Source organism: Pseudomonas sp. KH_050 (assembly GCF_057838875.1).
Genome location: NZ_CM174478.1, coordinates 5665881 through 5686105, shown reverse-complemented (window position 1 = coordinate 5686105; position 20225 = coordinate 5665881). Strand labels below are relative to the sequence as shown.

The following is a 20225-nucleotide window of genomic DNA, read 5'->3' as shown; positions in this document are numbered from 1 at the left end:
GACCCCGCCTCAGTTAGTGGTCGCCAGCACCGGGGCTGGTTTGGGCCGATGGAATAGCCGCTCAAGCCACAAGTATATGACCGGCGTGGTGAACAACGTCAGCGCCTGGCTCACCAGCAATCCACCGACCACGGCGATCCCCAGCGGCTGGCGCAGCTCGGCGCCGGTGCCGTAGCCGAGCATCAGTGGCAATGCGCCGAGCAGCGCGGCGAGGGTAGTCATGATGATCGGCCGGAACCGGGTCAAACAGGCCTGATAAATAGCTTCCTCCGGTGTCAGCCCCCCTTTGCGCTGGGCGTCGAGGGCGAAGTCGATCATCAGGATGCCATTCTTCTTGACGATCCCGATCAGCAGCACCAGGCCGATCAAGGCCATGATCGAAAAATCCTGGCCGAAGATCCACAGCATGATCAGGGCGCCAAGGCCGGCCGAGGGCAGGGTCGAGATGATCGTCAGCGGATGCACAAAGCTCTCATACAGCACCCCAAGAATGATGTAGACCGCTACCAGCGCCGCGAGGATCAGCCAGGGTTGGCTGGCCAGGGAACTCTGGAAGGCCTGGGCCGCGCCCTGGAAGGTGCCGATGATCGAGGCCGGCATGCCGATCTCGTTCTTCGTCTGGTTGAGCATCGACACCGCATCGCCCAGGGCCACGCCGGGTGCGAGGTTGAAGGACAGGTTGGCGGCCGGGAACATCCCGTCATGGCTGATGGAGAGCGGGCCGACTGTGGGTGGGTCGACCCTGGCCAGCGCCGATAACGGCACCATCTCACCACTGAGCGGCGAGCGCAGGTAGAAGTAATTCAGGCTTTCGGCCTTGCCGCGTTGTTTGGCGTCGAGTTCGAGGATCACGTTGTACTGGTTGGTCTCGGTCTGGAACTCGTTGACCTGGCGTTGGCCGAAGGCATCGTAGAGCGCCTCGTCGACATCGGTGGCGGTCAGGCCGAACCGCGCCGCGGCGCTGCGGTCGATGCTGATGTGGGTAATGCTGCCGCCCAGTTGCAGATCGTTGGACATGTCGCGGAACGCCGGATTGGCCCGCAGTTTCTCGGTCAGGCGCTGGGTCCAGGTGTTGAGGGTCGGCCCGTCGTTGCTTTTGAGCACGTATTGGTACTGGCTGCGGCTCGGCCCGGAACTGAGGTTGATGTCTTGCCCTGCGCGCAAGTAAAGGACGATGCCCGGTACCTTGGCCATCTGCGGACGGATCCGGTCGATGAACTCACTGGCCGATACGTCCCGCTCACTGCGGTCCTTCAAGGCAATCCAGAAACGCCCGTTGGCGATGGTCTGGTTGCTGCCGGTCACGCCAACGGAATGGGAGAACGTCTCAAGGGCAGGATCGGTAGCGAGTATTTTTGCCAACTGCTTATGTTTCTCCACCATGTCCGGGTAGGAAATATCCGCGGCTGCTTCAGTGGTGCCGAGCACGAATCCGGTGTCCTGCACCGGGAAGAAGCCTTTGGGAATGGCCACGTAACCAACGATCGCCATGGCCAGGGTCAGGCCGAAAAGCCCCAGCATCAGCCGTTGGTGGGCGAGGGCGCGGCGCAGGCCTTTTTCGTAGAGCGCCAGCAAGCGTTCGCCCAAACCGTGGGGGTGATGCACCGGCTTTCGCATGAACAGCGCAGCCAGGGTTGGCGCCAGGGTCAACGACACCACCACCGAAATCAGGATGGTCGAGGTCGCGGTCAACGCGAACTCCTTGAACAGTCGCCCGACCACGCCGCCCATGAACAGCAAGGGGATAAACGCCGCTACCAGCGAGAAGCTGATGGAGACCACGGTAAAGCCGATCTCGCCGGCTCCCTTGATCGCGGCCTCGCGCATGCCATCGCCGGCCTCGAGGTGGCGGTGGATGTTCTCGACCACGACTATCGCATCGTCGACCACAAACCCCACGGAGATCACGATCGCCACCAGGGTCAGGTTGTTCAGGCTGAAGCCCATCGCATACATCAGGGCGAAGCTGGCGATCAACGACACGCCGAGTACGCTGGCAACGATCAGCGTCGCCGACAGCTGGCGCAGAAACAGGGCCATCACCGCGACCACCAGCAATACGGCGATCAGCAAGGTGATTTCCACTTCATGCAAGGAAGCGCGGATGGTTTTGGTCCGGTCCGAGAGCACGGTCACTTGCACCGAGGCCGGCAGCATCGCTTGCAGGCGCGGCAGTTCGGCCTGAATGCGGTCAACGGTCTCGACAATGTTGGCCCCGGGCTGACGGAAGATCACCAGATTGAGCCCTGGCTGGTCATTGGACCAGGCTTGTACATAGGCATTCTCGGGGCCGGCGATTACCCGTGCGACATCCTTGAGCAGTACCGGCGCGCCGTCCTTATAGGAGACGATCAGTTGCCCGTATTCCTCGGGATGGAACAGTTGATCGTTGGTCGACAGGGTGGAAATGCTCGACTGACCATACAGCGCGCCCTTGGCCAGGTTCAGGCTGGCCTGCTGCAGCGCCACGCGGATGTCGGCCAGGGTCAGGCCGATGGCCGCCAGTTTGTCCGGCGACGCCTGCACGCGAATGGCCGGGCGTTGCTGGCCGGTGATGTTGATCAGGCCAACGCCATCGATCTGACTGATCTGCCGTGCCAACAAGGTTTCGACGTAGTCGCTGAGTTCGGTGCCGGGCATCTGCGTCGAACTGATTGTGAGGATCAGTACCGGGCTGTCAGCCGGGTTGACCTTCCTCCAGGTGGGCAGGCTCGGCATGTCATTAGGCAGTTTGCCGGAGGCGGTATTGATCGCCGCCTGGACTTCCTGGGCGGCGGTGTCGATGCTTTTTTCGAGGGTAAATTGCAGCGTCAGGTTGGTCGAGCCCAGGGCACTGCTGGAGGTCATTTGGGTCATGCCGGGAATGGCACTGAATTGCACCTCCAGCGGCGTGGCCACCGAGGACGCCATGGTTTCCGGGCTGGCGCCGGGCAGTTGGGCGTTGACCTGAATGGTCGGGAACTCCGCTTCCGGCAGCGGTGCGATGGGCAGTTGCGGGAAAGCGATGCCGCCCAGGAGCACCAGGGCGAAAGTCAGCAGCAGCGTGGCGACCGGGTGATCGATGCACCAGGCCGAAACCGAGCCATGGCCCTTCATGGTTGCACCTGCGACTTCGCCGTTTCAATGACCTGCGGCGACTCGCTGAGCACCTCGATCCTGGAGCCTGCCTTGAGCCGCGACTGGCCGTCGCTGACCAGCACATCGCCAGGCCGCACGCCGGTAATAATGTTCAGATTGCTGTTCTGATAGACCATTCGCACCGGCACGATTTCCACGGTGTTGGCGTTGACCCGGTAGACGAAATGCTGGTCCAGCCCGCGTTGCACCACAGTCGGCGGTACCACCAGGGCATCTTTGTCGAGGCCGGTCTGGATCTTGATCGTCACCAGCTGCCCCGGCCAGAGCTTTTGCCCCGGGTTGCTGAATTCGGCCTTGGCGCGAATGGTCCCGGTGTTGGTATTGATCTGGTTGTCGATCAGGGTCAACTGGCCTTTACCCAGCAAGTCGCCGGTTTCGCCATCGGTATCGGCGCCCATGTAAGCACTGACCTCGGCCTGGCGCTGGGCGCCGAGCAGTTCTTGCAGGGTCGGCAACATCTGTTGCGGCAGGGAGAACTCGACGGCGATAGGGTCAATCTGGGTCACCGAGAACAGCCCTTGGGCATCGGTCATGCGCAGGAAGTTGCCTTCATCGACGGAGCGAATGCCGACCCGTCCGGTCACAGGCGAGCGAATCCGGGTGTAGGAGAGTTGCACCTGCGCGGCATCGATGGCGGCCTGGTTGCCCTGCGCCGTGGCTTTCAGCTGATTGACCAGGGCCTGTTGTTGATCGTAGGTCTGCTTTGAAACGCCATCATCGACGCTCAGCAGCTTGTAACGTTTGAGGTTGACCTGGGCCACTTGCAGTTGCGCCTGGCTTTCGCCCAATTGCGCGCGGGCCTGATCGAGGCTGGCGCGGATCGAGCGATCGTCGAGGGTGGCCAGCAGGTCACCGGCTTTTACCAGCTGACCTTCCTTCACCAGCAATTTGGTGAGGATCCCATCGATTTGCGGACGAATGATCACGCTGTGCAGCGACAGCACCGAGCCGATGCCGCTGACATAGCGCGGCACGTCCTGCTCGACGACGTTGACCACCCGCACCGGAATCGCGCTCGGTGCCGCCAGTCTGGCCGTGGCGGGTTTGGTCAGGTACCAGCCGGCAAGGGCGGCCAGGGTGATCAGCAGCCCTGCGATCACGATGTTTTTTTTCTGAATACGCATGCTGTCAGGACGCCAGAACAAGTGATCAATGGATTGGCCAGTATCAATGACTATTTATAGCCCTCTGACCCGGTCAGCAAAATGACTGCTAACTGACAGCGTTGTCAGTAATGGCTGACCGCCGCTGAAACGAGTGGATTAACGGGGCCGCAGAGAATTTTTCCATAGTCGACCGAAGGTCAGCGTGCGGGCGCCAGCCGGGCAGGTATACTGCCGCCTTTCGCGGCCAGCCAACCCGGCCCGACTCTTATTTATGCATCACCCGGAGCTTCCATGACTTCCCGTACACAATCGCCTGCTGCTGACGTCCAGAGCGACGAACAGGCTGACCTGCAAAACAGCGTCGACTCCAGCGCAGAGACCGAAGACAAGGCCGCCATCCCCGCGTTCAAGTTCCCGTTCAACCCGGGCGAACTGGCCGCGACGAAGAACGCCAGCCAGCCGTGGTACAAAAACGGCGCCAAGAACGGCCACACCAAGACCCCAGGCGCAGCGCCTCCCGGTACCCGTCGTTCGATGGGCAAGCGCTGATTCGCGCAGTTTTAGCTGACTTTTCCCTTCCGGAGCAGTAATCAAGCTGCTCCATTCCAGGCCTCGTCCTACGCCAAACCCCGATCCTTCCTGTAGAGAGGGAAACGGTAATTGGTTGAAAGTTCATTGCCCGTTCAACGTTGCTCATCCCGGAGGAGACCGTTGCGGGGTCCATTGATCTTTCTGGAAGGACGCCACGATGATGTTTGGACAAACCGTAACGACTCTGCTTTTGTCCATGACCCTGGGTGGCCTGTGTTCGCTTGTTGTTGCAGAAGAACAGAAATGGACTGAAATCCGCTTCGGGGTCGAAGCCCTGGTTCCACCGTTTGAAAGTCGCAATGCCCAGGGTGAGCTGGTTGGGCTGAATATCGAGTTGGGCAACGCCCTATGCGCCGAACTCGATGCTCGCTGTGTCTGGGTTGATCAGGATTATGCAAGCAACATTGCAGCGCTCGAGGCCGGACGCTTCGACGCGATCATGCCGATGTCGGCCACAGCACTGCGTCGACAGAGTATCGATTTTACCGAGAATCTGTACCCGCTGAGCAATCGCCTGGTGGCTCTCAGGGACTCGGGTTTGCTGCCAGACGCGCAATCGCTCAAAGGCAAGCGTGTCGGTGTATTGGCCGGCACCAGCCGGGAAGCCTACGCGCAAACCAGGTGGGCACCTGCCGGGGTAGTGGTTCAGAGTTTCAAACTCAATACCGAATTGGTCGACAGTCTTCTGGCTGGCGCTATCGATGCGACGCTGCAAGACGCCATTGAAATCTCTGCGGCGTTGCTGGATACGCCCCAAGGCCGTGCTTTCGGTTTTTCCGGGTCGGTGATTACCGATGACCTTCTGGGAAGTGGCGTGGCGATCGGTGTGCGCAAGACCGACCCTGATCTGCGTGAGGCCTTGAATATAGCCCTGGCGCGTCTTAAACAAAATGGCCAATACGACCCCATCATCAAGCGCTATTTGTCTGAGCCCTCCGACTCATCGACTGTCGCGGCAAATTCACCACAGTACAGCCCCGGGGAAAAAGGTCAGCCGTTTTCAAAAGTCGTACGAGTCGGCGAGACGCTTTATCTCTCCGGGATTCTGGGTGTCGCTGCCAATGACAAGCTGGTGGCAGGGGGGATTCGCGCCGAAATGACCCAGGCCATGAACACCCTCGGTGAGGTGCTCGAGCGCAATGGTTCCTCCCTTGATCACGTGGCGAAGTGCACGGTCATACTCGCAGATATCAACGATTTCTCCGCGATGAATGAGGTGTATGCCAGATATTTTCCTGCCGGTCGACTTCCTGCCCGTACGACCTTCTCTGCCAGGAAGCTGGTGTCGAGTGCGCGCGTCGAAGTTGAATGCCTGGCCGTTATCAAACGCTAGGTTCACGCTCTCCAAACCTGTGGAACGACCATGAAAATATTAACGATGCTGGCGCTGACGGTCATGCTCAACCTCATCAGCTTCTTTGCCCACGCCGCCAATGTGTTGGTGGTGTTATCCGATGCCACGCAACTTGACTTGAAGAACGGCAAGGTCACCCAGACGGGTTTTTTTTTCAACGAGTTGATGCAACCGGTGAAACTGCTTCTCGATGCCGGTCATACGGTGACCTTCGCGACACCCAAGGGCAAAGCGCCGAGCCTGGATCAGGGTTCCGTCAACAAGTCCTACTTCAACAATGATGTTGACGCCTTTAATGCGCACAAGGCATTACTGGACCGGCTCAAGATCACTTCGCCAGGCGAGTCACCAGTGATCAGTCTATCCCGCGTAGAGCAGCTGGGTTACGAGCGCTTTGATGCACTCTATATCCCCGGTGGCCGTGCGCCGATGCAGGATCTGACTCACAGCCCTCTCTTGGGCAAGTTATTGGCGAGTTTCCATGCCAAGGGCAAGCCTACCGCGCTCGTGTGCCATGGGCCTGCGGCGTTGCTCTCGGCGTTACCTGATGCTGCAGGTTTTGTCGGTCAGCTGGAGTTGGCAGGACGCGTAACTGCACGCCCCGACTGGATTTATGCAGGCTATAAGATGACGGTCATGAGTAATGTGGAAGAACGAATGGCTGAAGGTCGCCTCGGCGGAGGGAAAATGAAGTTCCTCCCACAAACGGCTCTAGAGCAGGCGGGTGGTCTATACGGCAGCAACCTTGTGCCCTGGATGCCCAACATGGTGGTTGATCGCGAATTGATTACCGGTCAGAACCCCGCTTCGACACTGGACGTCGCGAATGAACTGTTGAAACGTCTGAGATAACCCGGATCGTTCCTACGCTTTCGCGTGGGAACGATCTTGGGCGGCCCGCAACGGAATAAACGCGTAATTCACCGGCTCCGCCGTCGCCACCTGCGCCCCGGCTGCTTGCACCTGTCCGGCGATATCCGTCCCCGACACATGGAACAACCATTCGCCAGCCGAACGCTCTGCTGGATGCGCTTCAGTTTGTTCAATCTCTGTGGCGAATGCCGACATATCCGGTAGATAAGCGGTAAACCCGTCACCCTTGAGCGCGGTGGTGCGAATGCCCAGCCGTTCGCAGATGGCCTCCTTGGTCTGGATATCGTCTCGGTCCGCCTGGCGCGAACGCTGGATCAGTTCGGCCAGTTGCCGGTCAACCAACTCACCACCGACAATCAGTTGCGGGCCTTTTTCCCAAGCATCTGACGGGCATTCCTTGGCGGTTGGCTTGAGTGCGATGTGCGGATTGATTTCCATCGGGTAGATGCGACAGACCAAAGGCCGGTGCTCATAGATCCGGCAGAGGTTGTCTTCGTCAAGATTCCGGCAGGGACCGACGTTGTACGCCGCGAAAGTGATCGCCACATACGCCTCGGTCGCGCCGCTGGGCACCACACAGGAACGTCGCTCGGCATGTTCGCGCTGCGCTAAAGGGAGCCCCAGACCATTACCGAGAAAGCCTTCCACCAGCACGATCACGTTGCCGCCGTCCGCCGCCCACTGCCGGGCTTCGGCGAGGGTCAGAGGCACATGGTGGTCGTGGCAGCACTTGCCGCACCCTACACAGGAAAACGTTGTATTCATCGAGCGGCCGGCCGTCATTGGTAGGTGTGAGTGGTGACGGGAATACCCACGCAATCACCTTGAAGGCCTGTCTGGAAGCAAGTTATGCGCCAGTCACTGGGCTTTGGCGGGAGGGCGGATCGAATCCCACTCGGTGACATAAGCGGTTTTGGTTTTTTTGTTGTACAGGCACAGTTCGGTGCCTGGCTGACCCTTCATGTGCTTTTGTGGGTACTGGCCTTGCAGCAGAATCGCGCTGTAACCCACCCGGTCATCGAACTGGGCGATCTTGCCGACCGGTTTGGCGTACTTGAGATGACTGGCCTTGTTACAGCTGGCGAGCACAGCCTGGTCGAAAGATTCCCAGGCGTCGGAGCTGGAAGCGTTAGCCTGCACGGCGAAAGTGGCCAGGCAGATGAGAGGTAGGGTGAGGACTTTCATGGCAGGGTTCCCCAGGACGCGTTTTGACGAAACGGGAAGTATGCCAGAGGATCTGCTGTGTGGCAGAGGCTGCCAGGATCGCAGCCTGCGGCAGCGCCTACAGGGAATTGTGTCGCGGTGTACATCGGTGGCCGGACTCGGTCGGTGTAGGCGCTGCCACAGGCTGCGATCTTTTAGCGGCTTTATGCTGGAACGGGTTCTCTGCGCACCCGTCGCATCCCGACACTTTCATACAAACGCTGCGCCCGCTGGTTATCTTCCAGCACCTTCAGGTCGACAAAACCTTCCCGGCGCTGCTGGAACACCCTGAACGCATGCAGCAACAACGCTCGGCCCAGGCCTTGGCCCCGAGCCCGCGGATGCACCACCAGATCCTTGATGTAGGCGCTGGTCCAGCATTGGGCAACGCCGACAAGCCCTTGAGCGTCCGAGGCGATAAAGCACAGTGCCGGGTCGTACTCGGCATCGGTTTCGAAATGTTCGCGCCAACTGTCCAGCGCCGGCACATGCCCGCCACCTTGCTGATAACCGATTTCCATCAGCCTGTGAACCGCCTCGGCAAGCGCCGGATGGTATTCGGTCAGGCTGATGCCGCTCGGCCAGTTGACCGGTGACAACACCTCAGTGAGGTCGCGCCGCAGCAGCAGGCAATAGTCCTCGGCCACGGCTCAGATACCCTGGGCCGCGACGGCTTTGGCGGCCTCGATCAGACATTTGGTCAGTTCCGGCGAGGAGAACTTGGTCAGCACCGCGTTGGCCCCGGCCAGGCGTGCCTTTTCGCTGTTCATCGCGCTGTCCAGGGAGGTGTGCAGCAGCACGTAGAGGTGGGCGAAGTCCGGAGTCTCGCGCAGGGTACGGGTGAGGGCGTACCCGTCCATCTCCGACATCTCGATGTCCGAGACGATCAGGTTGATCTGTTGATCGGTGCCCTGCAGGTCCAGCAGGCAGTCGATGGCTTCCCTGGCGCTGCGCGCGGTGTGGCATTGCAGGCCGAGGTTGCGCAGGGTATGCACCGATTGTTGCAATGCAACCTGGCTGTCATCGACTACGAGAATCCGCGCATTGCCCAGCACTTCGGCGTCTTCCATGCTCAGTTCGGTCGGTGCCGTTTCGATTTGCGCCGGAGCGATGCCGTGGATGACTTTCTCGATATCCAGCACCTGCACCAGGGTCCCGTCGACAGAGGTCACTCCGGTGATGTACGACTTGACGCCGCCAGCACCGTAGGGCGGTGGCCGAATATCAGTGGTCAGGCAATGCACGATCTTGCTCACGGCCTGAACGTGCAGACCCTGCTTGGAGCGGCTGACGTCGGTGACAATCAGGCAGCCACCCTCCGGGTCGACCAACGGCCTTTCACCAATCGCCCGGCTCAGGTCGATCACCGACAGCGAGGCGCCACGCAGGGTGGCAATGCCTTTGACGTGGGGGTGCGACTCCGGCAGCCGGGTCAGTGGTGGGCAGGGGATGATTTCACTGACTTTCAGCAGATTGATCGCCATCAGCTTGCCACTGCGCAAGGTAAACAGCAGAAGCGAGAGTGAGTCTGCGCGGGCTTTGGTGGAGGACATATAAACCTTCTGTGGAAAAGGTGGTTCGCGGTGACGGCACCGAGAACAGCGATCGATAAGGGGTTATCGACTTGTTGCAGGCGGGCTTTAGGATTAATCCCTGCTTTCCAGCCCGACGCGAATCCCTCGCCACATGGGGATCGAGTTCGACCGGAGATCACTTCATCCCCAACCTTTTAGCCATTCGCCCAAGATTCGCCCTGTCCAGGCCTAGCTCACGGGCGGCGCTTGCCCAGTTGTGTTGATGGCGCTCAAGGCAGGCGGTGATCAACTGGCGCTGGTAGTTCTCGGTGGCCTGGCGCAGATCCCCGACGGCGTCGGCTAGCACCTCGGGAGCGTTGGCCGGTTCTGGCGCGGGCACCTGCGCCGTGACATTCGGCAAGTCCAGATCGGCCGCACTGAGGCTGAGGATCTTCGGCCGTTCCTTGCAATTGCCCAGCGCCTTCAGCGCGCTGCGGCCAATCAAATGTTCGAGTTCGCGGACATTCCCCGGCCAGGCATAAGCCAGCAGCGCCGCCTGGGCATCGCTGGTCAGGCGCAGGCTGTTGAGGCCCATGCGCGAGCGATTCTGCTCCAGGAAGAAACCGCTGAGCAGCAACACATCCCGACCGCGATCACGCAGCGCCGGCACCAGGAGCGGGTAAACACTGAGACGATGGTAAAAATCGGCCCGGTAACGGCCGCTGCGCACTTCTTCGGCCAGGTCGCGGTTGGTCGCGGCGATCAGGCGTACATCGACCTGATGCTCCTTGTCCGAGCCCAGGCGTTGTAACTGGCCGCTTTGCAGCACCCGCAGCAACTTGGCCTGCACCGTCAGGGACAACTCGCCGACCTCATCGAGAAACAGCGTGCCGCCGTTGGCCAGTTCGAACTTGCCGCGGCGGTCGTTCATTGCGCCGGTGAAGGCGCCGCGCACATGACCGAACAGTTCGCTTTCCACCAGAGTCTCCGGCAGGGCGGCGCAGTTGAGGCTGATGATCGGTTTGTCGGCGCGCGGCGAGGCGGCATGAATCGCCTGGGCTACCAGTTCCTTGCCGACCCCGGTTTCACCGGTGATCAGCACCGTCAGATCGCTGCCGCCGACCAGCTTGATCTCTTCCACCAGGCGTTTGTGGGTTTTGCTTTGGCCGATCATTTCGCTGTTCTGCTGGCCGCTGGCCTGGCGGTAGACCTCGGCCCGTTGATGTTCGTCTTCGACTCGCAGGGCCAGGCGTTGCATGCGTTCGGCGGCATTCACCGTTGCGGCGGCGAGGCTGGCAAAGGCTTGCAGGGCGTCCAGTTCGATGGGTTGGAAACGCTGCGGGTCCAGCGCATCGAGGGTCAGCAGACCCCAGGGCCGTTCATCGATAAACAGCGGGCAGCCCATGCAATCGTGGACTTCCAGGTGCTCGTCCAGACCGTCCACCAAACCGTCATAGGGGTCCGGCATGTCACTGTCGCTGGCGAAGCGGGTCGGCCCCGGGCTGCTGAGCAACGCCTCGAAGCGCGGATGTTCGCTGACTTTGAAGCGTCGGCCCAGGGTGTCCGGGCTGAGGCCATCCACCGCCAGTGGTACCAGCCATTCGCCATCAAGACGCAGCAGGGCGGCGGCATCGCAGGGCAGCAACGCGCGCATGGCTTCGAGCAGGCGTCGATAGCGTTCACCCTCCGGCAGTTCGCGGGACAGGTCGGAGACCAGGGGGAGCAGGGTGGTGAGCAATGATTTCGCAGTCATATTGACTCCATATAGTCATGATGACTATAAGGTAGTTATTGTCGATATGACTAGTTGTTTGTCAAATCATTGATTTATATGGTTTTAATTGTTGGCACGGAAACTGATAAGTAAAGGGTAATTAGCTAGTAATCAAAAAAGCTCAGGAGTCGCCCTATGCTTAGCGTTCAAGACCGTGCCATCATCAAATCGACCGTCCCGCTGCTGGAAAGCGGGGGGGAAGCGTTGATCACTCACTTCTATCGCATGATGCTCTCCGAGTACCCTGAAGTGCGCCCGCTGTTCAACCAGGCCCACCAGAGCAGCGGCGATCAGCCGCGGGCGCTGGCCAACGGTGTACTGATGTATGCGCGGCATATTGACCAGTTGGACCAATTGGGCGATCTGGTGGCGAAGATCATCAACAAGCACGTTGCCCTGCAAATTCTTCCCGAACACTACCCGATCGTCGGCAACTGCCTGTTGCGGGCCATCTCTGAAGTGCTCGGCAGCGAAATTGCCACCCCGCAAGTCATGAATGCCTGGGGCGCGGCCTATAACCAGTTGGCCGAGATCCTGATCGGTGCCGAAACCGCGATCTACGACCAGAAGGCCGAAGCACCGGGCGGCTGGCGCGGGGAGCGGGAGTTCAAATTGGTGGCGCGGGTCGAGGAGAGTTCGGAAATCACTTCGTTCTACTTCGAGCCGGCAGACAAAGGCCCGATCCTCGCGGCGGAGCCTGGCCAATACATCGGCATGAAACTGATGCTCGAGGGCGAAGAGATTCGTCGTAACTATTCGTTGTCGTCTCTGACAGACGCCGGTCAGTACCGCATCAGCGTCAAGCGCGAAGTCGGTGGCCGTGCCTCGAACTTCCTGCACGACCAGTTGCATGTCGGCGCGAGCATCATGCTGTTTCCACCGGCCGGTGAGTTCATCCTGACTGCCAGCGACAAGCCGCTGGTGCTGATCAGCGGCGGAGTCGGCATCACGCCGACCTTGCCGATGCTGGAAGCGGCACTGGCGAGCAAGCGCCCGGTGCATTTCATCCACTGCGCGCGTAACGGTGGCGTTCACGCCTTCCGCGATTGGGTCGATGGCCTGGCCGAGCGTCACCCGCAACTCAAGCGCTTCTACTGCTACGCCGAAGATGACGGGGTCAGCCCGGCGGCGGACCAGGTTGGGCTGTTGAGCCAGAAACAACTGGCTGACTGGCTGCCTGAAGAGCGCGATCTGGACGCTTATTTCCTGGGTCCCAAAGGCTTCATGGGCGCGATCAAGCGTCACCTGAAGGCGTTGGGCGTTCCAGAGAAACAAAGCCGCTACGAGTTTTTCGGCCCGGCAGCAGCGCTGGAGTAAGGCTCAGTCGCGGTGAGTCAGGCTCACCGCGTCGTCTAAATCGCGAGCAAGCCCGCTCCCACACCCGACCGCGTCCAGACACAAACGCTGTGTACGACGCGGTCCTAATGTGGGAGCGGGCTTGCCCGCAATGGCGTCATCCGCTCCAACACACCTCTCCTGCTTAATCCGCTGTTAATGCCCCTGCCGTTAATTCCCTCCTGCAAACCCACCTCACTGCCGCTGCGCGGTAAACTAGCCTATCGATGACTTCCACCACTTCAGCAAAGGGATACGGGGATGAGTGACGAAACACTGCGTTTGGGACGCGAGCGACGATTCCTGGTCCTGCTCGGCCTGATCTGCCTGGCGCTGATCGGCGGCGCGCTGTACATGCAAGTGGCATTGGGCGAGGCACCTTGCCCGCTGTGTATCCTGCAGCGCTATGCCCTGTTGCTGATCGCGATCTTCGCCTTTATCGGTGCGGTGATGCCCAGCCGACGCAGTATTACCGTACTCGAAGTTCTGGTGGTGCTCAGTGCCATCGCTGGCGCCGCCGTCGCCGGGCATCATGTGTACACCCAGTTCTACCCGACGGTCAGTTGCGGGATCGATGTGCTGCAACCAATCGTCGATAGCCTGCCGCTGGCTTCGGTCTTCCCGCTGGGCTTCCAGGTCGACGGTTTCTGCTCGACGCCTTACCCGCCAGTGCTGGGCCTGTCCCTGGCGCAGTGGGCGCTGGTGGCCTTTGTGCTGACCATCGTGTTAGTGCCATTGGGCATTTCCCGCAACCGCAAGAGTCTCCGCTAAGGGGCAGCAACCCCATGGGTGAGTAACACACAAACGCCCCGGTCCTCCTTGTGAGGGTCGGGGCGTTTTGCATTTCAGGGTTCAGAAAAAGGAACATGATTTTGCTCAAGGAAATGCGCGAAACATGTGCGACACGTTGTCACACGCAAGGTGTGCCAGAACATTTCAAAAGCTTGAATCCGCGCTACAGAATCCAATCAAACGCCCGCGCATTACTGTCGATTTACCGATAGTCGCAAAATCCCATCAGGCAGATTTAACAGGTTTCAGAGAACTGTTGAAGGCCTTGTTTTAACGGGCTTTGGGAGAGATCAAGAAACCGTTCGCGATAGAAAAACTGTCTGAAATGAGCAGATTAGGCCTACTTTTCTTGTGATTATTATTGAGAATGAAAAGCGATACGTTTTCTCAATGGCGCAATAAAGGTTAGCGATTGTTGCTGGATCCGATATTAATTATTTCGAGATGAGACATGGTTTATAAAACGTTACATATCTACAATCGCCCGCACTGAATTTCCGGCGCTGCTCATCCCTGAGCATACGAGTGCGGTCGAGGAGCGGTTGGCGAGCTCCATAGGACCCCAGGTGTCGGCACCTTCCAGCTATCCGCACCAAATGGAATTGGTCTGTAAAAAGGCCTTTGACCCAGAATTTGAATAAGAACTCACCGCTAACCCGGGATTTGTCGATCAGCGCTTAGCGCTTCGGGCAGGCCCTTATTCAATCCAAGAAAAATGCCAACCCTTGGCAGGGTGAAGTGTTGGCGATCAAAACCCAACTGCATTGCGCAAGCTGCTTTAGAGGTCGTGAGATGAGTAAAAACAGGTACCCCAGATTCCTAGGCTTATTGCCGCTACTCGGCACGTTGTTGCTGAGTGGTTGCAACATGACCTTGCTCGATCCCAAGGGCCAGGTCGGCCTGGACGAGCGAAACCTGATCATCACCGCAACGCTGCTGATGCTGTTGGTCGTCGTGCCGGTCATTTTCATGACCTTCCTGTTCGCCTGGAAATACCGCGCGTCCAACAAGGACGCCGTCTACACACCGAAGTGGTCGCACTCCACCAGGATCGAAATCGCGATCTGGACCATTCCGGTGCTGATCATCATTGCCCTGGGTTACATCACCTACACCTCCACCCATGCGCTGGACCCTTATCGTCCGCTGGATTCCGACGTCAAGCCGATCACCATTGAAGTGGTCGCCATGGACTGGAAGTGGCTGTTCATCTATCCCGAGCAAGGCATCGCCACCGTCAACAAGATCGTGTTCCCGGCTCACACGCCGATCAACTTCAAGGTGACTTCCGACACCGTGATGAATTCGTTCTTCATCCCGGGTCTGGGCGGCCAGATCTACGCGATGGCGGGCATGCAGACCAAGCTGCACCTGATTGCCAACCAGAACGCTGAACTCGACGGTATCTCCGCCAACTACAGCGGCGCGGGTTTCACCGGCATGAAGTTCAAAGCTATCGCCACCTCTCAGGCGGATTTCGATGCCTGGGTCAGTGATGTCAAGAAGGCACCTAAACAGCTTGAAAAAGCTGAATACGAAGCCCTTTCCAAACCAAGCCAGAACAACCCAGTAGAACTCTACTCCTCGTTCACGCCGAACCTGTTCCAGATCATCGTCGACAAGTACGAAGGCATGAAACCGGGCAAGCCGATGCACCACGAGAAGAAAGAGAAAGAAGTGGCCCATATGGAAGGGATGGACATGAGTTCGCATTCAGCTGCCGGGGCAGAGGAGTAAACAATGTTTGGTAAATTAAGTTGGGAAGCGGTCCCGTTCCACGAACCGATCGTGATGATAACCATCGCCATGATCGCGCTCGGTGGTCTGGCGCTGTTCGCTGCAATCACCTATTTCAAGAAGTGGACCTACCTGTGGACCGAGTGGCTGACCTCGGTCGACCACAAGAAGATCGGCGTGATGTACATCATCGTCGCCATGGTCATGCTGCTGCGTGGTTTTGCCGACGCCATCATGATGCGTACCCAGTTGGCCATGGCCACCGAGGGTTCGCCTGGCTACCTGCCGCCTGAACACTATGACCAGATCTTCACCGCCCACGGTGTGATCATGATCATCTTCATGGCGATGCCATTCTTCACCGGCCTGATGAACCTTGCAGTGCCGCTGCAGATCGGCGCGCGTGACGTTGCCTACCCGTTCCTGAACTCCCTGAGCTTCTGGCTGCTGGTGTCCGGCGTGGTGCTGATCAACCTGTCCCTGGGCGTTGGCGAATTCGCCAAGACCGGCTGGGTTGCCTATCCGCCGCTGTCGGGCCTGCAATACAGCCCGGGCGTCGGGATGGATTACTACATCTGGGCGCTGCAGCTATCCGGGCTAGGTACGACGCTGACGGGGGTCAACTTCCTGGCCACCGTGCTGAAAATGCGTACCCCGGGCATGAAGCTGATGGACATGCCGATCTTCACCTGGACCTGCACCTGGGCCAACGTCCTGATCGTCGCTTCGTTCCCGATCCTGACCGCTACTCTGGCTTTGCTGACGCTTGACCGTTACATGGATTTCCACATCTTCACCAATGAACTTGGTGGCAATCCGATGATGTACGTCAACCTGTTCTGGGCCTGGGGTCACCCTGAGGTTTACATTCTGATTCTGCCGGCATTCGGGATCTTCTCCGAAGTCATCTCGACCTTCTCCGGCAAGAAACTGTTCGGCCACCACTCGATGATCTACGCCAGCGGCGCGATCTCGATCCTGGGCTTCATGGTCTGGCTGCACCACTTCTTCACCATGGGGTCGGGTGCCAGCGTCAACGCCTTCTTCGGTCTGGCGACGATGCTGATTTCGATCCCGACGGGCGTGAAGCTATTCAACTGGCTCTTCACCATCTATCAGGGCCGTCTGCGTTTCACCAGCCAGGTGCTGTGGACCCTGGGCTTCATGGTGACCTTCGCCATCGGCGGCATGACCGGCGTACTGCTGGCCATTCCGGGTGCTGACTTCGTGCTGCACAACAGCCTGTTCGTGATCGCGCACTTCCACAACGTGATCATCGGCGGCGCCGTGTTCGGTTATATCGCCGGTTTCGCCTTCTACTTCCCGAAAGCGTTCGGCTTCAAGCTGCACGAAGGCTGGGGCAAGGCAGCGTTCTGGTTCTGGATCACCGGCTTCTTCGTCGCGTTCATGCCGCTCTATGTACTGGGCTTCATGGGCATGACCCGTCGTCTGAACGCCACCACCAACCCTGAGTGGGTGCCTTACCTGTACGTTGCAATGTTCGGTGCGGTGATGATCGCCGTCGGTATCGCCTGCCAGCTGATCCAGCTCTACGTGAGCGTGCGTGATCGCAACAAGCCCGAGAACATGTGCGAACACGGCGACCCGTGGAATGCCCACACGCTGGAATGGTCGACCTCGTCGCCACCGCCGTTCTACAACTTTGCCGTGCTGCCGAAAGCCGAGTGCATCGACCCGTTCACCGATGCCAAGGAAAACGGTACTGCGTACAAGGCTCCACACCGCTATGAGCCGATTCACATGCCAAATAACACCGCCACCGGTGTGGTCATGGGGGCGCTGTTGACCGTGTTCGGTTTCGCAATGATCTGGCACATCTGGTGGTTGGCCATCGTCGGTCTGGTCGGCACTGTTGTGTACTTCGTGATCCACGCTGCTCGTGATGACCAGGGCTATATGGTGCCGGTCGACGTGATCGAGCGCATCGAAGCCGAGCAGCACAAGCGTCTGGTAGCGGCCGGGAAAGTTCCAGCCACCGCCACCCGTGTTGAAACCTCGTTGGAACAGGCTTAAACCATGTCGAACTTAGTGACCAATGCTGGACACACCCATGTCGATGGACATGGGCACGATGACCATCACCACGACTCGGGCGAGATGACCGTATTCGGTTTCTGGCTCTACCTGATGACCGACTGCATTCTGTTTGCGTCGATCTTCGCGGTGTACGCGGTACTGGTAAACAACGTCGCCGGTGGCCCGTCGGGCCACGACATCTTCGAACTGCCGTACGTGCTGGGCGAAACCGCTCTGCTGCTGTTCAGTTCGATCACCTACGGCTTCGCCATGCTGGCGCTGTTCAAGGGCAAGAAGAACCAGGTGTTGGGCTGGCTGGGCATGACCTTCCTGTTCGGCGCCGGCTTCATCGCCATGGAGATCAACGAGTTCCACGTACTGATCGCCGAAGGCTTCGGCCCAAGCCGCAGCGGCTTCCTGTCCGGGTTCTTCACCCTGGTCGGGACCCACGGTCTGCACGTGACCAGCGGTCTGATCTGGATGGCGATCATGATGTATCAGGTGCAGAAAAACGGCCTGACGTCGACCAACAAAACCCGTTTGAGCTGCCTGAGCCTGTTCTGGCACTTCCTGGACGTTGTGTGGATCTGTGTATTCACGGTTGTTTATCTGATGGGGACTATGTAAATGGCTAACGCAGCACATTCCCACGATGCCCACGATGCCAACCACGGCAGCGTAAAGTCCTACGCCATCGGCTTCATCCTGTCGGTGATCCTGACCGTCATTCCGTTCGGCCTGGTGATGTACCCATCCCTGCCGAAAGACGTGACCCTGTGGATCGTGCTGGCCTTCGCGGTGGTCCAGGTGCTGGTTCACCTGGTGTACTTCCTGCACCTGGACCGCTCCGCCGCCCAGCGTAACAACGTGATCGCGTTCGTCTTCGCAGCCCTGGTGATCGTCCTGTTGGTCGGCCTGTCGTTGTGGATCATGTTCAGCATCCACACCAACATGATGGCGCACTGAGGAACTCCGGATGTCCTTTAAGCACTTTATCCAAATCACCAAACCGGGGATCATTTTCGGTAACGTGCTTTCTGTGGCAGGCGGGTTTTTCCTGGCTTCGAAAGGGCATGTCGACATCGCCATTTTCCTGGCCGCGATGATTGGTACTTCGTTGGTGGTGGCGTCCGGTTGCGTGTTCAACAACTGCATCGACCGCGACATCGACCTGAAGATGGAACGCACCAAAAACCGCGTGCTGGTCCAGGGCCTGATCTCCCTGAAACTGGCACTGGTTTTCGCGACTGTCCTCGGCATCGCCGGCGTGGTCCTGCTGTACCGCGTGGCCAACCCGTTGGCGGCGTTGTTCGCAGTGATCGGTTTCGTCATCTACGTCGGCTTCTACAGCCTGTACCTCAAGCGCAAGTCGGTTCACGGCACGCTGGTCGGCAGTCTGTCGGGCGCCATGCCGCCGGTGATCGGCTACGTGGCCGTGAGCAACAGCTTCGACATGGCTGCGCTGACGCTGCTGGTGATGTTCAGCCTGTGGCAGATGCCGCATTCCTACGCCATCGCGATCTTCCGCTTCAACGATTACCTGGCCGCATCGATTCCGGTGCTGCCTGTGAAGCGCGGAATTGAAGTGGCCAAGCGGCACATCCTGCTCTACATCCTGGCGTTCCTCGTGGCGACCTTGATGCTGACCTTCAGTGGCTACGCCGGCATGAGCTACCTCGCCGTCGCCGCTGCCATGGGCATGTACTGGCTGTACATGGCCTGGACCGGCTACAAGGCGGTGGATGACCGAGTCTGGGCGCGCAAGCTGTTCGTGTTCTCGATCTTCACCATCACGGCCCTGAGCGTGATGATGTCCCTGGACTTCCAGGTGCCGAGTGAGTTGTTGCTGACTTACGCGCCTTGAGCTAGAACATGGCTACCAAAAAGCCCCGCCTTCGATATGAAGAGCGGGGCTTTTTATTGCGCCGATTAAAAGCAAAAGATCGCAGCCTGCGCCAGCTCCTACGGGACCGCGTGTTCCTGCAATTTCACAGGTGTACTCGGTCGGTGTAGGAGCTGGCGCAGCCTGCGATCTTTTGATCTTTCGACGTTACTGCTGAGCGATGCTGTAACCGTCGAACGCGCTCTGCTGCTGCAGGGCGGCGATCACACTTTTACGGGTAGCAGGCTGCTCGGCGCCTTCGTTGTCGATGAAGGTCTCGGATTCCAGTTCCGCCTGATCACCTTCGCCGACAAACGCAAAACCGAGGAACTCGAAGGCTTCACGGTCTACATTCGGCTTGGAACGGGGTGTGCGCAGGGGCAGGGTGACGCTCGCGCCGTCTTTGCTGATGACGAACACTTCGACTTCTTTCTTGGCACGAGCCGTTTTGGTTTTGCCGCCGGATGGATCCTTCACCGCCTGGTGGGTGTGGTTCAGCACCTTCAGCGCCAGGCCGTACACCAGCTCCTGAAACTCAGGGTCGTCCTTGAAGCAGGAGAGTATCCGGCTGATGGAAAATTTCGTGCTCAAGTCTTCCAGCGCCGCGCTGTCAGCGGCTTCTGCGTCTTTAAGCTTTTTCAGCTCGCCCATCAGGTCGTAGGCTTTGTCGTCGTCAAACTGGTCATGTGCGTGGCGAATCGCATTGCGTAACTCACGAATCTGGTCGCTTTCCTTCGAGGTGTGGAAAGCATCGAGCACCATTTCACTGATGGTCTTGGCCTGCGGCACATGCTGCGAAAGATTGATGGCGTTTTCGTATTCGGCTTTGGACGACAAGCTGGTTACGGATTCATCGGTGTTGGAATCAGGCATTGAAATTTCACTACTT

18 protein-coding genes are annotated in these 20225 nt (G+C 59.0%); 10 read left to right on the top strand and 8 right to left on the bottom strand.

The annotated features are described in order from the left end of the window. Positions 1 to 9 precede the first annotated feature (9 nt). Both AC3IUA_RS26130 and AC3IUA_RS26125 read right to left on the bottom strand, forming a co-directional pair. Positions 10 to 3096 (bottom strand): multidrug efflux RND transporter permease subunit, encoded by a 3087-nt coding sequence (locus AC3IUA_RS26130; protein WP_489357723.1) that lies wholly within the window; start codon positions 3094 to 3096, stop codon positions 10 to 12. Beyond that, positions 3093 to 4262: an efflux RND transporter periplasmic adaptor subunit gene (locus tag AC3IUA_RS26125; RefSeq protein WP_489357722.1), complete on the bottom strand. Its 1170-nt coding sequence runs from the start codon at positions 4260 to 4262 to the stop codon at positions 3093 to 3095. Before AC3IUA_RS26125 ends, AC3IUA_RS26130 begins: the two co-directional genes overlap by 4 nt. A gap of 273 nt (positions 4263 to 4535) precedes the next feature. Between AC3IUA_RS26125 and AC3IUA_RS26120 the strand changes: the two genes are divergently transcribed. The 3 genes from AC3IUA_RS26120 to AC3IUA_RS26110 all read left to right on the top strand — a co-directional run bounded on the left by AC3IUA_RS26120 (position 4536) and on the right by AC3IUA_RS26110 (position 7041). Next, the gene (locus AC3IUA_RS26120; RefSeq protein ID WP_489357721.1) at positions 4536 to 4793 is read left to right on the top strand and encodes a hypothetical protein; all 258 of its coding nucleotides are present in this window, start codon (positions 4536 to 4538) and stop codon (positions 4791 to 4793) included. A 238-nt stretch (positions 4794 to 5031) separates the two neighbouring features. Then, positions 5032 to 6168, top strand: a complete 1137-nt coding sequence (locus AC3IUA_RS26115) for a transporter substrate-binding domain-containing protein (protein ID WP_489362486.1) — start codon at positions 5032 to 5034, stop codon at positions 6166 to 6168. A gap of 30 nt (positions 6169 to 6198) precedes the next feature. Next, positions 6199 to 7041 carry a type 1 glutamine amidotransferase domain-containing protein gene (locus tag AC3IUA_RS26110; RefSeq protein ID WP_489357720.1) on the top strand — a complete coding sequence of 281 codons (843 nt, stop codon included), beginning with the start codon at positions 6199 to 6201 and terminating at the stop codon, positions 7039 to 7041. Between the two features lie 12 nt (positions 7042 to 7053). Here the strand turns inward: AC3IUA_RS26110 and AC3IUA_RS26105 are convergent, their stop codons facing one another. From AC3IUA_RS26105 to norR, 5 genes are all read right to left on the bottom strand, one after another. Continuing rightward, positions 7054 to 7827 (bottom strand): YkgJ family cysteine cluster protein, encoded by a 774-nt coding sequence (locus tag AC3IUA_RS26105; protein WP_489357719.1) that lies wholly within the window; start codon positions 7825 to 7827, stop codon positions 7054 to 7056. A gap of 93 nt (positions 7828 to 7920) precedes the next feature. Then, on the bottom strand, positions 7921 to 8247 hold the full coding sequence (locus AC3IUA_RS26100) for a hypothetical protein (protein ID WP_489357718.1): 327 nt from the start codon (positions 8245 to 8247) through the stop codon (positions 7921 to 7923). Positions 8248 to 8429: 182 nt separating this feature from the next. Next, on the bottom strand, positions 8430 to 8912 hold the full coding sequence (locus AC3IUA_RS26095; protein ID WP_489357717.1) for a GNAT family N-acetyltransferase: 483 nt from the start codon (positions 8910 to 8912) through the stop codon (positions 8430 to 8432). A 3-nt stretch (positions 8913 to 8915) separates the two neighbouring features. After that, positions 8916 to 9818: a chemotaxis protein CheV gene (locus AC3IUA_RS26090; protein WP_489357716.1), complete on the bottom strand. Its 903-nt coding sequence runs from the start codon at positions 9816 to 9818 to the stop codon at positions 8916 to 8918. 157 nt (positions 9819 to 9975) lie between these two features. Next, positions 9976 to 11532: a nitric oxide reductase transcriptional regulator NorR gene (gene norR, locus AC3IUA_RS26085; protein WP_489357715.1), complete on the bottom strand. Its 1557-nt coding sequence runs from the start codon at positions 11530 to 11532 to the stop codon at positions 9976 to 9978. 156 nt (positions 11533 to 11688) lie between these two features. Between norR and hmpA the strand changes: the two genes are divergently transcribed. From hmpA to cyoE, 7 genes are all read left to right on the top strand, one after another. Then, positions 11689 to 12870 (top strand): NO-inducible flavohemoprotein, encoded by a 1182-nt coding sequence (hmpA, locus tag AC3IUA_RS26080; protein WP_489357714.1) that lies wholly within the window; start codon positions 11689 to 11691, stop codon positions 12868 to 12870. 279 nt (positions 12871 to 13149) lie between these two features. Next, the gene (locus AC3IUA_RS26075; protein WP_489357713.1) at positions 13150 to 13659 is read left to right on the top strand and encodes a disulfide bond formation protein B; all 510 of its coding nucleotides are present in this window, start codon (positions 13150 to 13152) and stop codon (positions 13657 to 13659) included. Between the two features lie 813 nt (positions 13660 to 14472). Then, a complete protein-coding gene (gene cyoA, locus AC3IUA_RS26070) occupies positions 14473 to 15417 on the top strand; it encodes a ubiquinol oxidase subunit II (RefSeq protein ID WP_489357712.1) in 945 nt (314 codons plus the stop codon). Positions 15418 to 15420: 3 nt separating this feature from the next. Further along, positions 15421 to 17451, top strand: coding sequence for a cytochrome o ubiquinol oxidase subunit I (gene cyoB / locus AC3IUA_RS26065; protein ID WP_489357711.1), 2031 nt, complete (start codon positions 15421 to 15423; stop codon positions 17449 to 17451). 3 nt (positions 17452 to 17454) lie between these two features. Beyond that, positions 17455 to 18081 (top strand): cytochrome o ubiquinol oxidase subunit III, encoded by a 627-nt coding sequence (locus tag AC3IUA_RS26060; RefSeq protein ID WP_489357710.1) that lies wholly within the window; start codon positions 17455 to 17457, stop codon positions 18079 to 18081. Further along, positions 18082 to 18420 carry a cytochrome o ubiquinol oxidase subunit IV gene (cyoD, locus tag AC3IUA_RS26055; RefSeq protein ID WP_489357709.1) on the top strand — a complete coding sequence of 113 codons (339 nt, stop codon included), beginning with the start codon at positions 18082 to 18084 and terminating at the stop codon, positions 18418 to 18420. Between the two features lie 10 nt (positions 18421 to 18430). Beyond that, positions 18431 to 19318, top strand: coding sequence for a heme o synthase (cyoE, locus tag AC3IUA_RS26050; RefSeq protein ID WP_489357708.1), 888 nt, complete (start codon positions 18431 to 18433; stop codon positions 19316 to 19318). A gap of 186 nt (positions 19319 to 19504) precedes the next feature. On the opposite strand, the gene AC3IUA_RS26045 is transcribed toward cyoE, so the two are convergent. Next, on the bottom strand, positions 19505 to 20209 hold the full coding sequence (locus AC3IUA_RS26045; protein ID WP_489362484.1) for a hypothetical protein: 705 nt from the start codon (positions 20207 to 20209) through the stop codon (positions 19505 to 19507). Between the last annotated feature and the right edge of the window lie 16 nt (positions 20210 to 20225).

What these genes read in the sequence shown, in the direction of transcription:
- AC3IUA_RS26130 (WP_489357723.1), bottom strand. Translation starts at nt 3,096, where the DNA reads ATGAAGGGCCATGGCTCGGTTTCGGCCTGGTGCATCGATCACCCGGTC.
- AC3IUA_RS26125 (WP_489357722.1), bottom strand. Translation starts at nt 4,262, where the DNA reads ATGCGTATTCAGAAAAAAAACATCGTGATCGCAGGGCTGCTGATCACC.
- AC3IUA_RS26120 (WP_489357721.1), top strand. Translation starts at nt 4,536, where the DNA reads ATGACTTCCCGTACACAATCGCCTGCTGCTGACGTCCAGAGCGACGAA.
- AC3IUA_RS26115 (WP_489362486.1), top strand. Translation starts at nt 5,032, where the DNA reads ATGACCCTGGGTGGCCTGTGTTCGCTTGTTGTTGCAGAAGAACAGAAA.
- AC3IUA_RS26110 (WP_489357720.1), top strand. Translation starts at nt 6,199, where the DNA reads ATGAAAATATTAACGATGCTGGCGCTGACGGTCATGCTCAACCTCATC.
- AC3IUA_RS26105 (WP_489357719.1), bottom strand. Translation starts at nt 7,827, where the DNA reads ATGAATACAACGTTTTCCTGTGTAGGGTGCGGCAAGTGCTGCCACGAC.
- AC3IUA_RS26100 (WP_489357718.1), bottom strand. Translation starts at nt 8,247, where the DNA reads ATGAAAGTCCTCACCCTACCTCTCATCTGCCTGGCCACTTTCGCCGTG.
- AC3IUA_RS26090 (WP_489357716.1), bottom strand. Translation starts at nt 9,818, where the DNA reads ATGTCCTCCACCAAAGCCCGCGCAGACTCACTCTCGCTTCTGCTGTTT.
- norR (WP_489357715.1), bottom strand. Translation starts at nt 11,532, where the DNA reads ATGACTGCGAAATCATTGCTCACCACCCTGCTCCCCCTGGTCTCCGAC.
- hmpA (WP_489357714.1), top strand. Translation starts at nt 11,689, where the DNA reads ATGCTTAGCGTTCAAGACCGTGCCATCATCAAATCGACCGTCCCGCTG.
- AC3IUA_RS26075 (WP_489357713.1), top strand. Translation starts at nt 13,150, where the DNA reads ATGAGTGACGAAACACTGCGTTTGGGACGCGAGCGACGATTCCTGGTC.
- cyoA (WP_489357712.1), top strand. Translation starts at nt 14,473, where the DNA reads ATGAGTAAAAACAGGTACCCCAGATTCCTAGGCTTATTGCCGCTACTC.
- cyoB (WP_489357711.1), top strand. Translation starts at nt 15,421, where the DNA reads ATGTTTGGTAAATTAAGTTGGGAAGCGGTCCCGTTCCACGAACCGATC.
- AC3IUA_RS26060 (WP_489357710.1), top strand. Translation starts at nt 17,455, where the DNA reads ATGTCGAACTTAGTGACCAATGCTGGACACACCCATGTCGATGGACAT.
- cyoD (WP_489357709.1), top strand. Translation starts at nt 18,082, where the DNA reads ATGGCTAACGCAGCACATTCCCACGATGCCCACGATGCCAACCACGGC.
- cyoE (WP_489357708.1), top strand. Translation starts at nt 18,431, where the DNA reads ATGTCCTTTAAGCACTTTATCCAAATCACCAAACCGGGGATCATTTTC.
- AC3IUA_RS26045 (WP_489362484.1), bottom strand. Translation starts at nt 20,209, where the DNA reads ATGCCTGATTCCAACACCGATGAATCCGTAACCAGCTTGTCGTCCAAA.